This window comes from Actinoplanes oryzae (assembly GCF_030757795.1).
Classification (GTDB): Bacteria; Actinomycetota; Actinomycetes; order Mycobacteriales; family Micromonosporaceae; genus Actinoplanes.
In genome coordinates this window covers 1-13,607 of the sequence record NZ_JAUQWH010000213.1, presented here as the reverse complement: position 1 = coordinate 13,607, position 13,607 = coordinate 1, and the positions used below count along the sequence as shown (strand labels likewise).

10 protein-coding genes and 1 pseudogene are annotated in these 13,607 nt (G+C 70.8%); 8 read left to right on the top strand and 3 right to left on the bottom strand.

Translation table 11 applies throughout. The annotated features are described in order from the left end of the window. The 5 genes from RBH18_RS39360 to RBH18_RS39340 form a co-directional block, all read left to right on the top strand. Positions 1-1,478 (top strand): ABC transporter family substrate-binding protein (locus RBH18_RS39360; protein WP_306215609.1); only part of this gene is annotated, 1,478 nt, incomplete at its 5' end. A 1-nt stretch (position 1,479) separates the two neighbouring features. Then, positions 1,480-2,463, top strand: coding sequence for an ABC transporter permease (locus RBH18_RS39355; protein WP_306215608.1), 984 nt, complete (start codon positions 1,480-1,482; stop codon positions 2,461-2,463). Then, positions 2,456-3,325: an ABC transporter permease gene (locus RBH18_RS39350; RefSeq protein ID WP_306215607.1), complete on the top strand. Its 870-nt coding sequence runs from the start codon at positions 2,456-2,458 to the stop codon at positions 3,323-3,325. Before RBH18_RS39355 ends, RBH18_RS39350 begins: the two co-directional genes overlap by 8 nt. Next, a complete protein-coding gene (locus RBH18_RS39345; protein WP_306215606.1) occupies positions 3,322-5,343 on the top strand; it encodes an ABC transporter ATP-binding protein in 2,022 nt (673 codons plus the stop codon). The genes RBH18_RS39350 and RBH18_RS39345 overlap by 4 nt, the downstream gene beginning before the upstream one ends. 17 nt (positions 5,344-5,360) lie before the next feature. After that, positions 5,361-6,470, top strand: coding sequence for a DUF3500 domain-containing protein (locus tag RBH18_RS39340; RefSeq protein ID WP_306215605.1), 1,110 nt, complete (start codon positions 5,361-5,363; stop codon positions 6,468-6,470). Positions 6,471-6,591: 121 nt separating this feature from the next. On the opposite strand, the gene RBH18_RS39335 is transcribed toward RBH18_RS39340, so the two are convergent. Together RBH18_RS39335 and RBH18_RS39330 are read right to left on the bottom strand one after the other, a co-directional pair. Continuing rightward, entirely contained in the window at positions 6,592-7,152 is a 561-nt protein-coding gene (locus tag RBH18_RS39335) for a Uma2 family endonuclease (protein WP_306215604.1), read from the bottom strand. A gap of 34 nt (positions 7,153-7,186) precedes the next feature. Beyond that, on the bottom strand, positions 7,187-7,852 hold the full coding sequence (locus tag RBH18_RS39330) for a TetR/AcrR family transcriptional regulator (RefSeq protein WP_306215603.1): 666 nt from the start codon (positions 7,850-7,852) through the stop codon (positions 7,187-7,189). A 101-nt stretch (positions 7,853-7,953) separates the two neighbouring features. On the opposite strand from RBH18_RS39330, the gene RBH18_RS39325 reads away from it, so the two are divergent. After that, a complete protein-coding gene (locus tag RBH18_RS39325; protein WP_306215602.1) occupies positions 7,954-8,844 on the top strand; it encodes an SDR family NAD(P)-dependent oxidoreductase in 891 nt (296 codons plus the stop codon). Here RBH18_RS39325 and RBH18_RS39320 read toward each other — a convergent pair. Beyond that, positions 8,834-9,988, bottom strand: a complete 1,155-nt coding sequence (locus tag RBH18_RS39320; protein WP_306215601.1) for an acyl-CoA dehydrogenase family protein — start codon at positions 9,986-9,988, stop codon at positions 8,834-8,836. The genes RBH18_RS39325 and RBH18_RS39320 overlap by 11 nt on opposite strands. Positions 9,989-10,148: 160 nt before the next feature. Here RBH18_RS39320 and RBH18_RS39315 point away from each other — a divergent pair, with 160 nt between their 5' ends. Together RBH18_RS39315 and RBH18_RS39310 are read left to right on the top strand one after the other, a co-directional pair. Then, on the top strand, positions 10,149-11,546 hold the full coding sequence (locus tag RBH18_RS39315; RefSeq protein ID WP_306215610.1) for a UDP-glucose dehydrogenase family protein: 1,398 nt from the start codon (positions 10,149-10,151) through the stop codon (positions 11,544-11,546). 195 nt (positions 11,547-11,741) lie between these two features. Beyond that, positions 11,742-13,607: pseudogene (locus RBH18_RS39310) on the top strand (SCO7613 C-terminal domain-containing membrane protein); the annotation flags it as partial.

Sequence of the window (13,607 nt, the reverse complement as noted above, 5' to 3'; positions counted from 1 at the left end):
AGCCGCTGGTCCCGAGCGTCTACTACGGCGGGCCGGACTACAAGCCGATGCTCAACCAGCAGCTGATGGCCGAGGAGCCCCAGCTCACGAGCACCAGCCCGCAGACCACGGTGTACAAGATCAAGCCGGAGGCGGTGTGGAACGACGGCACGCCGATCACCGCGGACGACTTTGCCTACCAGTTCCGGACGCGCAACACCCGCGACTGCCCGGACTGCGCTTCGTCGAGCAACGCCGGATACGACCTGATCGAGAGCGTCACCGGGACGGACGGCGGCAAGACGGTGACCGTGAAGTACCAGCCGGGCAAGGTCTATCCGGACTGGAGGGAGCTGTTCGGCGACATCTATCCCGCGCACCTCGCGAAGCAGAACGGCGACGACGGTACGCCCGCCGGCCTCGCCAAGTCGTGGGAATGGTTCGGCCGGACGCAGCCGACGTGGTCGGGCGGGCCCTTCCAGATCGAGAGCTACACCGAGGCGCAGGAGCTCGTCGAGGTGCCGAACCCGAAGTGGTGGGGCGCCAAGCCGTCCCTCGACAAGATCGTGTTCAAGATCGTCACGGACCAGTCGTCGTTCGTGCCGGCGTTGCAGAACGGTGAGATCAACGCGGGCGACCCCCAGCCCAATCTCGACATGGTGACGCAGGTGCAGAACCTGCCGGACGTCAACTACCGGATCAGCGGCGGGCTCTCCTGGGAGCACATCGACCTCAACCTGGAGAACAAGTTCCTCAAGGACAAGCCGCTGCGCGAGGCCATCTTCCGGGCCATCAACGTCCAGGGCATCATCGACCGTACGGTCGGCACCTTCTTCAAGGACGCGAAGCCGCTCCAGAGCCACAACTTCGTGCCGCAGAGCCCCCACTACAAGGACGTGGTCAGCGCGACCGGCGCCGGGGCCGGCGACGTCGAGAAGGCGAAGCAGGTGCTCACCGCCGCCGGTTACACCGGCGTCGGCACGGCGCTGAAGACTCCGGCCGGCGAGGCGGTGACGCTGCGGATGCGGCACACCGAGGGCAACGTCAACCGGGCCGCCACCTCGGAGCTGGTGCAGGCGACACTCAAGCAACTGGGCATCCCGCTGACGATCCAGACCACGGCGAACCTGTCCGACACGACGAGCAAGGGCGACTACGACCTGATCGTCTTCGCCTGGGTCAACTCGCCGTTCTTCTTCCAGGGCGCGCAGCAGCTGTGGGGCAAGACCAGCGAGTCGAACTACGGCCACTGGGTCAACGACCAGGCGGACGCCGTGCTGCTGCAGGCGATCCAGGCCGGCCTCGACGAGGCGAAGGGCGCCGACCTGCTCAACCAGGCCGACGCGCTGATGGCCCAGGACTACTACGTCCTGCCGCTCTTCCAGCGCCCCAACCTCATGGTGGCGCAGAACGCGTACGTGAACATCAGGCCCAACAGCACCAACACGGGCCCGACATACAACACGGAGGAGTGGGGTCTCAAGGCGACGGCGAACTGACTTGTTCGCCTATGTCGTGCGGCGCCTGCTCGCCGCGATCCCCGTGCTGGTCGTCGCGTCGTTCCTCTCGTACGCCCTGGTGGCGCTCTCGGGGGACCCGCTCGAGCCGCTGAAGCTGCGCAACCCGCCGGCGCCGCAGCGGACCATCGACCTGGAGACCGAGCGGCTCGGCCTGGACGACAGCATCGTCGTCCGGTACGGCCACTGGCTCTGGGGCGTCCTGCACGGGGACTTCGGCGAGTCGGTGCAGAGCACGTACGACATCGGCGCGAACCTGACCCGCGCCACGACCGTCACCCTGCGGCTGGTCGTCGTCGCGATCCTGCTCGCCCTCGTCCTGGCCGTGCTGACCGGCGTGATCGGCGCGGTGCGCCAGTACTCGAAGTCCGACTACGCCCTGACGTTCACCGGCTTCGTGTTCCTCGCGATGCCGCTGTTCTGGGTCGCGATCGTGCTCAAGGACCTGGCCGTCCGCTACAACAAGGCCACCGATACGACGGTCTTCTACACGATCGGCGAGACGTCCCAGGGCTACAGCAGCATGTCCCCGGCCGGGAAGCTCGCCGACGTCGCCGGGCACCTGGTGCTGCCGACGCTCGCGCTGGCCCTCATCACGTACGCGGCGTGGAGCCGGTACCAACGGTCGGCCGTGCTCGAGGTGCTGAACTCCGACTACGTCCGGCTCGCCCGGGCCAAGGGGCTGCCGTGGCGCAAGGTGCTCACCCGGCACGTACTCCGGACCGCTCTCATCCCCCTCGTCACCGTCACCGCCCTGGACGTCGCCGGCATCCTCGGCGGGGCGGTGATCACCGAGACCGTCTTCAACTGGAACGGCCTCGGCCGGATGCTGCTGACCGGCGTCGCGCGGGCCGACACCGACGCCGTGGCCAGCTGGCTGCTGCTCGCCGGGCTCGTCGTCATCGTGTGCAACCTGATCGCGGACGCGCTCTACGCCGTGCTCGACCCGAGGATCCGCCATGAATGACATCCGGGAGCGGTCGCAGAGCGAACTCGTCCTGCGCCGGTTCAGCCGGCACCGGGCAGCCGTCACCAGCCTGATCATGCTGGCACTGGTGACGGTGTTCGCTTTCCTCGGTCCGCTGGTGTGGCACTACGACTACGCCGACATCACCGACGATCTGTCGCAGTCGCCGTCGCTGCGCCACCCGTTCGGCACCGACCTCATCGGACACGACACCTTTGCCCAGGTCATGCGGGGCACCCAGCAGTCGGTCAAAATCGCGCTGGCCATCGCCCTGATCGGCACGGTCTTCGGCGCCCTGTGGGGAGCGATCGCCGGCCTCTATCGCGGCAAGTTCGACTTCCTCATGATGCGCCTCGTCGACGTGATCCTGACATTGCCCTCCATCGCCGTTGCCGCCGCTGTCGCCGCCCAGGGCGTCGGGCGCAGCCAGTGGTGGGCGATCGCATTCGTGCTCGGCGCGCTGACGTGGCCGTACGTGTCGCGGGTGGTCCGGGGTGTGGTGTTGTCGCTGCGCGAGCAGGAGTTCATCGAATCGGCGCGCGCACTCGGGGCCGGCAATGCGCGCATCATCCTGCGGCACCTGCTGCCGAACGCTCTCGGCACGATCATCGTGACCGCGACACTGACGATCGCCACGGGCATTCTGGGCGAGGCGGCATTGTCGTTCCTCGGCGTCGGCGTGCAGGCCCCGGACACCTCGCTCGGGCTGCTCGTCTCCATCAACAAGGACGCCGTCAACACGCGGCCGTGGCTGTTCTACTTCCCCGGCCTGTTCATCATTCTCATCGCGCTGACCATCAACTTCATCGGCGACGGCCTGCGCGATGCCTTCGACCCCAAGCAGACGAGGGTGCGCCGATGACCGCGCTGTTGCAGGTGCAGGACCTCACGGTCGAGTTCCCGACCGAGGACGGGGTGCTGGCAGCGGTGCGCGGGGTCTCGTACGAGGTCGGCCGCGGCGAGTCGGTCGGGATCGTGGGCGAGTCCGGGTCGGGCAAGTCGGTGACGTCGCTCGCGGTCATGGGCCTGCTCCCCCGCAACGCGCGCGTCAGCGGCTCGGTCCGGCTGCTGGGCGAGGAGCTGCTCAGCCGTACGGACGCCGAGCTGTCGAAGATCCGCGGCCGCAACGTGGCGATGATCTTCCAGGACCCGCTCACGTCGCTGAACCCCGTGCACACCGTCGGGGCGCAGATCGCCGAGGCCGTCCTGGCCCACCGCGACGTGCCGAAGCAGAAGGCGATGAGACGCGCCACGGAACTGCTGGAGATCGTCGGCATCCCGTTCCCGGAGCTGCGCGCGAGGAACTACCCCCACGAGCTGTCCGGCGGCATGCGCCAGCGGATCGTCATCGCGATCGCCATGGCCAACGATCCCGAGCTGATCATCGCCGACGAGCCGACCACCGCGCTCGACGTCACCGTGCAGGCACAGGTGCTCGAGGCGCTCGAGGCGGCCCGGCGGGAGACGGGCGCGTCGCTGGTCCTGATCACGCACGACCTCGGGGTCATCGCCGGGCACACCGACCGGGTCAACGTCATGTACGCCGGCAAACTGGTCGAGACGGGCACCGTGGACGAGATCTTCCATCGCCCGCGGATGCCGTACACGCTGGGGTTGTTGAGCAGTCTGCCCCGCATCGACGAGTCCGGCCGGCAGCGGCTCACACCGATCGCGGGATCGCCGCCGTCCCTGCTCACGCTGCCCGCGGGCTGCCCCTTCGCGCCGCGCTGCCCGATGGCGCAGCCGATCTGCTCGACCGCCGAGCCGCCGCTGCTGCGGGTGGCGCCGACACATGCCGCCGCCTGCCATTTCCACGACTCCGTGCAGCCTTTCCCCGTGCCGGAGACCCCCGCGTCGGTCGCGCCGCGGGCTTCCGATCCGATCTTGTCCGTACGGGGGCTGGTCAAGCATTTCCCCGTACGCTCCCGCGGGGTCGTCCGGCGGCGCATCGGCGACGTGCACGCGGTCTGCGACGTGTCCTTCGACATCCTGGCGCACGAGACGCTCGGGCTCGTCGGCGAATCCGGCTGCGGCAAGACGACGACGGGTCGCGTGCTGCTCAACCTCGAGCCGGCCACCGCGGGCTCGGTCCACTTCCAGGGGCGCGACCTCGTGCCGCTGTCCCGGGCCCGGATGCGCCCGCTGCGCAAGGAGCTGCAGATCGTCTTCCAGGATCCGTACGCGTCGCTCGACCCGCGGATGACGGTCAACGAGATCATCGCCGAGCCGCTGCGCATCCACGGCCGGTACGGCTCCGACGGGCGCGCCCAGGTGCGCTCGCTGCTGAGGACGGTCGGCCTCGACATCGAGCACGGCAACCGGTACGCGCACGAGTTCTCCGGCGGGCAGCGCCAGCGCATCGGCATCGCCCGGGCCCTCGCGCTGCGGCCCAAGGTGCTGGTCCTCGACGAGCCGGTGTCGGCGCTCGACGTGTCGATCCAGGCCGGCGTGGTCAACCTGCTCGAGGACCTGCAGGACGAGCTCGGCCTCTCCTACCTGTTCATCTCCCACGACCTGTCCGTCGTCCGGCACATCGCCGACCGGGTCGCCGTCATGTACCTGGGCCGGATCGTGGAGACGGCGCCGGTGGAGGAGCTGTTCCGCAAGGCCGCCCACCCGTACACGCAGGCCCTGATCTCGGCGATCCCGGTCCCCGACCCGCACAAGGAACGCGCCCGCGAGCGCATCATCCTCACCGGCGACGTGCCCAGCCCGGTCGCCCCGCCCAGCGGCTGCCGCTTCCGTACGCGCTGCCCGAAGTTCCCGGGCCTGACCGAGCGGGAACAGCGCGCCTGCGTCTCCGACGTCCCGCCGCTCGTCGACCACGGCGAGGGGCACCGGACGGCATGCCACTACGCGGAGGCCCTGACGTTGATCTGAGCTGTACGGTCGGTGGCGTGGACGATGTGGCCGTACAGATGGTGGACGCAGCGACGGCGTGGCTGGCCGCGCTCTCCTCCTCGCAGCGCGCTTCGGCGCTGGCGCCTTTCGATGATGAGCGCAAGCGCTGGTTCTACACGCCGACCGATCACGGCGGGCTGCCCCTCGCCGGCATGGACGCCCCCCAGCAGCAGGCGGCGATGCGGCTCCTCGGCACGGGCCTGTCCGACCCCGGCTACACGACCGCGGCCACCATCATGGGCCTGGAGAACGTCCTCGACCGGGCGGAGAACTTCAGCAACAACGGCGCCCGCGCGCGCGGCCGCGACCCGCAGCTGTACTACCTGACCGTCTTCGGCGAGCCCACCCTGGCCGGCCCCTGGTCCTGGCGCTTCGGCGGCCACCACGTCTCCGTCCACCACCTCGTCCTCGACGGCCGCGTCCAGTCCAGCACCCCCTGCTTCCTGGGCGCCGACCCCGCCACCGCGCCCCTGCTGGGCGGCCTCCACCTCCGCCCGCTCGGCGCCTCGGAGGACCTGGCCCGCGACCTGCTGGAGTCGCTCACCCCCGCCCAGCTGGCCCGCGCCGTCATCAGCCCCGTCGCCCCGGTCGACATCGTCGGCGGCAACCGCCCGGCCGTCTCCGCCGGCGACCGCGTCATGCCCCTGCCCGCGGTCTTCCGCGACCTCACCGCCGGCAAGCTCTACGATCAGACCAGCGCCACCCACGAAAGCGCCGTCACCCGCGCCGGTTTCGGCCCCGCCCACGACGAGGCCGTCGCGCTGACCCCCACCCCCAAGGGCATCCCGGCGGCCGGCCTCACCCCGGCGCAACAGGACATCCTGCGAGCCCTCCTCGACACCTTCATCGGCCGCGTCCCGCCGGAGGTCGCCGCCCGCGAGGCCGAGAAGTTCGCCGGCTCAGCCCTCGACGAGGTCCACTTCGCGTGGGCGGGCGCCACCGGCCGCGGCGCCCCGCACTACTACCGCCTGCAGGGCCCGCACCTCCTGGCCGAATACGACAACACCCAGAGAAACGCCAACCACGTCCACACCGTCTGGCGAAACCCCACCGCCGACTTCGGCGACGACATCCTCGCCCGCCACCTCGCCGAGCACCCCCACTGACATCCCGCCGGCTCGGCATCGCTCCCGCGCCTCGACGAGGTCGAGCACCCCGGCGGCGGCATTGCCGGCTGCCCGTTCCTGCGCCATCCACAGCGGAACGCGGCCACCGTGCGGTCGGTCGTCAGAGTGCCGGGAGGTGGTCCGCGGGAGAGGTTCGCAGCAGCCAGGCCAGCGGCATCTTCGCCGCGATGTCGTACGTGTGGTCCGGGCCGAGGACGTGCATGGTCACCGTCTGCGCGGCGTCCCGCTCGACCAGCCAGTAGCGCTCGATGCCCGCCGCGGCATACTCACGGACCTTGATGACTTCGTCCGTCGCAGCCGACCCGGGTGAGACGATCTCGATGACCACCACCAGGTCCGCAACGTCGAGCCAGACACTGCGCGGCTGGGCACCGGCCCACAAGGTCAGATCCGGAATCCGCCCACCGTCGGCATCCGCGCCCGGGAGCCGAATGCCGACAGCCTGCAGGATCTGCTCCGCCGGCCAGCCCGCAAGCAACAGCCAGGCGAACAGACGACTGGCGATCGCCGCATGCTCCGAGTCGGGCGGCGGAGTGACGGACAACGCCCGCTCAGGGCTCAGCTCGTAACGATGGCCGTAGCGATCGGCGGCGTTCATGTCCGCCAGGTCGTCGAGCGTGATGACGGCAGGGACGTACCTGCCGAATGCCTCAGCGCTCATGCGGCCATCTTAACGCACGACAAGCCCGAACGACTCAGGCGCGGGGCAATATCCCCACGAGCGATGCGGTGAAGGCGATCCGGAGCGCGTCGCGCAAATTGATGTTCAGGACCTCCAGGGCGGGCTCCTCCGCGTAGGCCGCGACGAGGCTCGGCGGCGGCGGGACGTACGCGGACAGGGCCCCCGCCGACACCAGGCTCATCAGGCAGAAGATCTGCGCTTCGTCGCCGAGTTCGGGCAGGTGGCGGCGTACCAGGTCGGTCAGGGCCTCGAGCCGGGCGAGGGAGGCGCGCTTGTGCCGCTTGACCACCTCGACCGTGACGTTGTGTTCGAGGACGCCGCCCTGCGCGCCGAAGAGGTCGCAGAGGACCACGCGCTCCGACAGCGAGCGGCTGAGGATTTCGGCCAGCTGCTCTGCGCGCTTCTCCGGCGCCACCCCCGGGGAGACGCCGGCGGCCAGGTCGTCCGTCAGCTCGGCGAGCCAGCTGCCCAGGAACACGTCCAGCAGCTCGAGCAGCACCGCCTCGCGTGATTCGAAATAGCGCAGGACGTTGGACTTGGCGAGGCCCACGCGCCGGCTGAGCTCGTTGAGGCTCACCTCGGCCACGGGCATCTCGTCGAGCATTGCCGCCGCCGTGTCGAGGATGGCCCGGCGGCGGGCTTCCCGCTGCTCCTCGCTGCGCGCCCGCTGAAATGTCACGCGCTCATCCTAACTTAAAGACCGGCGGTCCCTTGACAGCAGACCGGCGGTCTCTTACGGTCGAGGAAGACAAGAGACCGGCGGTTCTTTAGGAGGACATCATGTGGACCGAGCAGAACATCCCCGATCAGCAGGGCCGGGTGGCGATCGTGACAGGCGCCAACACCGGGCTGGGCTTCGAGACCGCGCGGATGCTCGCCGAGCGCGGGGCGACGGTGGTCCTGGCCGTCCGCAACGTCGAGAAGGGCAAGCAGGCGGCCGCCCGCATCTCCGGCGACGTCACCGTGCAGGAGCTCGACCTGACCTCGCTGGCGTCGGTCCGGTCCGCGGCCGCGGACCTGCGCGCCGCCCACCCGCGCATCGACCTGCTCATCAACAACGCGGGCGTGATGTACACGCCGCGGCAGACCACGGCCGACGGCTTCGAGCTGCAGTTCGGCACCAACCATCTCGGCCACTTCGCCCTGACCGGCCTGCTGCTCGACAGGCTGCTGCCCGTGCCCGGCTCCCGGGTCGTGACGGTCAGCAGCACCGGCCACCGCATCCGGGCGGCCATCCACTTCGACGACCTGCAGTGGGAGCGCTCGTACAGCCGGGTCGGCGCCTACGGGCAGGCCAAACTCGCCAACCTGATGTTCACGTACGAGCTGCAGCGCCGGCTCGCCCCGCACGGCACCACCATCGCGGTCGCCGCCCACCCCGGCGTGTCGAACACCGAGCTGGTGCGCAACACCCCCACCGCCCTCCGCCTGCCCGTCACGTGGCTCGCGCCGGTGCTCACGCAGAACGCCGCCATGGGCGCCCTGCCCACCGTGCGCGCCGCCACCGATCCGGAGGTCGCCGGCGGCCAGTACTACGGGCCGGGCGGGCTCGGGGAGGTCCGGGGCTACCCCAAGCTGGTGGCCTCGAGCGCCGGCTCCCACGACCGCGCGGCCCAGCAGCGCCTGTGGACCGTCTCCGAGCAGCTCACCGGCGTGACGATCAGCCTTTGAGGAGCTGGCGGGCCATCACGATGCGCTGCACCTGGTTCGTACCCTCGTAGATCTGGGTGATCTTGGCGTCGCGCATCATGCGCTCGACCGGGTAGTCGCGGGTGTAGCCGTAGCCACCCAGCAGCTGCACCGCGTCCGTCGTGATCTCCATCGCGGCGTCGGACGCGAAGCACTTCGCCGCCGCGCCGAAGTAGGTCAGGTCGGCGTCCCCGCGCTCGCTCTTGCCCGCGGCGACGTAGGTCATCTGGCGTGCGGCCTCGAGCTTCATGCCCATGTCGGCGAGCATGAACTGGATGCCCTGGAAGTCGGCGACCGGCTTGCCGAACTGCTTGCGCTCCTTGACGTAGCCGAGCGCGAAGTCCAGCGCGCCCTGGGCGATGCCCACCGCCTGCGCGGCGATCGTGACGCGGGTGTGGTCGAGCGTACGCATGGCGGTCGCGAAGCCGGTCCCCTCCTCGCCGATCATGCGGTCGGCCGGGATGCGGACGTTGTCGAAGTAGACCTCGCGGGTGGGGCTGCCCTTGATGCCCAGCTTCTTCTCCGGGGCGCCGAAGCTGACGCCCTCGTCGGACTTCTCGACGACGAAGGCCGAGATCCCCTTCGAGCGCGCTGTGGGATCGGTCACGGCGAAGACCGTGTAGTACTCGGAGACGCCGGCGTTGGTGATCCAGCGCTTGACGCCGTTGAGGACCCAGTGGTCGCCGTCGCGGACGGCCCGGGTGGTCATCGAGGCCGCGTCGCTGCCGGCTTCCGGCTCGGACAAACAGTAGGAGAACATCGCCTCGCCGGCGGCGACCGGCGTCAGGTACTTCTCCTTGAGCGCGTCCGAGGCGGCCAGGATCAGCGGCATCGTGCCGAGCTTGTTGACCGCCGGGATGAGGGAGGAGCTGGCGCAGGCGCGGGCGACCTCCTCGATGACGATGGCGGTGGCCAGGGCATCGGCGCCGGCTCCGCCGTACTCGGCCGGGATGTGCGGGGCGTGGAAGTCGGAGGCGCGCAGGGCGTCGTAGGAGGCCTTCGGGAACTCGCTGGTCTCGTCGGCCTCGGCCGCGTTCGGCGCCACCTTGGCGTCGCAGACCTCGCGGACGGCCGCCCGGATCGCCTCGTGGTCCTCGGGCAACTGATACACGTCGAACTCGGACATGGCCCCGCCTCCCAGTAAAGAAAACCTATGTTACCGACGCGTAGGGTACTCGCACTATCCTTCTCCGCCGGACGGTGCTCGGACGGTTTGTGCGACGCCGTGAGAAGGTGTGCTCCCCCCGTCTTGACTGGAGTTCCACGTGACCATCCCGGTTCCGACAATGCAGCTCGAGGTGCCGTCCGGCGCGCCCCGGCCGCGGCTGGCGTTCCTCGGCACGGGCTATCTGGGCGCGACCTACGCCATCTGCTTCGCCGAGCTGGGCTACGAGGTGCTCGGCGTCGACGTCGACGAGCCGAAGATAGCCAAGCTGGCCGCGGGACAGGTCCCCTTCCACGAGCCCGGGCTCGACGAGCTGCTGCGCGCCAACCTCGCCTCGGGGCGGTTGCGCTTCACGACGTCGTACGAGGAAGCGGCCGACTTCGCCGACGTCCACTTCATCTGCGTGGGGACGCCGCAGCGCGGGGACAGCATGGGCGCCGACCTCAAGTACGTCGAGTCGTCCGTCAGCGCTCTCGCCAAGCACCTCAAGCGCCGGGCGCTCATCGTCGGCAAGTCGACCGTACCCGTGGGCACCGCCGAGTGGGTCGAGCAGCTGGTCGCCAAGCACACCGCCCCGGAGCTGGGGGTCGAGGTCGCGTGGTCGCCGGAGTTCCTGCAGGAGGGCTTCGCCGTCGAGGACGTGCTGCGCCCCAACCGCATCGTCGTCGGCGTCAAGAGCGACTGGGCGAACGCCATGCTCTACGCCGCGCACAAGGGCGTCTTCGACCTGGCCGCCACCGAGGACCGCGAGGTGCCGCTGGTCGTGACCGACTTCGCGACCGCCGAGCTGGTCAAGGTCGCCGCGAACGCGTTCCTGGCCACGAAGATCAGCTTCATCAACGCGATGGCCGAGGTCTGCGAGGTGGCCGGCGGCGACGTGACGCAGCTGGCCCGCGCGATCGGCTATGACCCGCGCATCGGCAACCGCTTCCTGCAGGCCGGCGTCGGCTTCGGCGGCGGCTGCCTGCCCAAGGACATCCGCGCGTTCCAGGCCCGCGCCCAGGAGCTCGGCGCGGGTGAGGCGCTGCGCTTCCTGCACGAGGTCGACCTGATCAACCTGCGGCGGCGGTCGCGGGTGGTCCAGCTCGTGGCGCAGCTGCTCGACCGGCGGCCCGGCCCGGCGGGGCCCGATCTGTCCGGCACGCGCATCGCGGTGCTGGGCGCGGCCTTCAAACCCAACTCCGACGACGTACGCGACGCGCCCGCCCTCGCCGTCGCGGCCGCCCTGTCCAAGGCCGGCGCCGACGTGCACGTGTACGACCCGCAGGGCATGGAGAACGCCCGGGCGGTCCAGCCGCACCTGGCGTACGAGGCGTCCATGGCCGACGCAGTCGCGGAAGCGGATGTTGTGTGCGTGCTCACGGAGTGGGCCGAGTTCCGCAACGCCGACCCGAACGCGCTCGGCGAGCTCGTGGCGGCCAAGCGGGTCATCGACGGCAAGAACTGCCTGGACCCGGCGTTGTGGGCCCGCGCGGGCTGGGAGTATCGCGGCATGGGACGGCCGGCACCAGCCCTCTGACGACTGACCCGCGAGAATTTTTCGCGACTGGTTCGCTATCGGGACATCTTGCCTGGTAGACGATGTCGCGAATGACCCTCGTTCACGCACCGGCCGCGAACCTGTACGGTTCGCGGCCGTTTCCATTGATCTGGACCCCGCTGAGACTGTTCTAATGAGGTGTCGGGTGGGCATAGCCCGGGTCGAGGAGGTGCCGTGGCACAGGGCCAGGATTCGGACAGGTACGACGAGGATGATCTTGCCCGCATCGACCGGTCCATCGCGGAGCTGAAGATCAAGGACATGGCCGCGGCGAAGGAGCGCTCGCTCATCGCCAGCCAGATCCAGGCCGCGCAGTTCCAGCGGGACATCCTCGCCCACGCCAACCAGCAGAAGAAGCGCGCTGCTGCCGCCCGCCGCACCCGCCGCAGGGCACCCGAGCCCCCGCCTCCCCCGCCGCCGGGCGCGACCCGGACGCTGGTGGAGGAGCCTCCGCCGCCGCCCGGTGCCGCGACGGACGGCGTGACTGTCCTGCTCGACGATCCGCCGCCCACCGAGGCCGCCGCGCCACCCCGCCGGCGCCCGCGGGTCGCGCCGCTGCCCGAGCCGCCGCCGCACGAGCCCGAGACGTCGTCGCAGTCGGTGCAAAACATCCTGCTCGGCCTCAGCGCCCTCGTCCTGGGCGTCGCCGCGGTCGTCTTCGCCGGGGCCGCCACCAACGCGGTCGGCCGGGCGCTCATCCTCGCCGTCTTCACCGCCGTCGCGCTGGCGGCCGCCCCGGCCATCGCGCGACGCGGCCTGACGTCCACCGGCGAGACGCTCGCGGCCGTGGGTCTGGTCCTGCTCCCCATGACCCTGTACGCGCTGCACGGCAGCGAAACGTTCGGCGGCTCCGCCGTGCCAGCCCCCGTCTTCCTCGGCGTGACGCTGCTGATCACGACCGCGGCCAGCTTCGTCTATGCCGGGGTCACGCGACTGGCGGTGCCGCGCTATGCCACGGTCGTCGCCGCGCAGCCGGTTCCGCCCCTGCTGGCGTACCCCATCGTGGAAAGCCCCGCGGGGTGGGCGGGTGCCCTCGCCGCGACCGCGGTGATCGACCTCGTGCTGCTCACCACCGTGATCCGGCAGGGCCGGCTGCTGCCGAAGTGGCCGATCGGACGGCCCGTCGCGGGCGACCGCGAGTCCCTCGCCGAGGCGGACGCGCGCCGGATCGGCGAGCGCGACTTCGACGAGTCGCTCGAAACCCCGTTCCGGCCGGAGTCGCAGCCGGAGGAGCCCGACCTCATCATCGACGGGCTGACCGGGCGCCGCCGCTGGCGCTGGCTACCCACCCGCATCTTCCCCGGTCCCCGGCCCGAGGGAGCGCCCGCCGCCGGCACCGTCCCGCTCGCGCCGCCCGCCACGCCGCCCTCCGCGGGCCGGCTGCGCCAGCTGACCTTCCTGCTGCTGCTCGTCTCCGCGGCCGCCGCCCTGCTGTACGGCACGGGCGCGCTGCTCGGCGCGGACGTCCTCCCCGACGCCCTGCGCTCGGGCCTGATCATGATCGTCGCCGCGGTCGCCGCCTGGGCCGCCGCCCGGATGACCGACCACGTCCTGGCCCGCAACATCTCCGGGGCCGTGCTCACGCTGACCGTCATCGGCGTCGCCGCCCGGGTCGCGAACGTGACCGAGCCGGGCTGGACGCTCGCCGCCGCGGCCGCCGCCGTGGCGCTCACCGGCGCGGTCGTCGGCATGGTGCCCGAGGAGGCCCGCCGGGGACCGCAGTGGGCGTCGGCCGCCGCGCTGACGGTCATCGGTGTGCTGGTCGCCGTGGACGCCCTGCGCGCCGCGTTCGCCCCGGTCCAGGCGGCGCGTCCGATCTGGCACGCGGACACCGCCGCGTATGCGGATCGCATCGCCGCAGCCGCCGGCGAGTCCGGCTGGATGCTGGCGCTCAGTGCCCTGCTGCTCACCGCGGCGGCCGCGCTCGCCCTGCCCGCCGAGTGGCGGCGCGAGGGTGCCGTGATCGGCGTCGCCCTCACCGCGCTGGCCGTGCCGGCGTCGCTGGCCCTGCGCTGGTCGGAGGCCCCGTGGCCGCTGGTG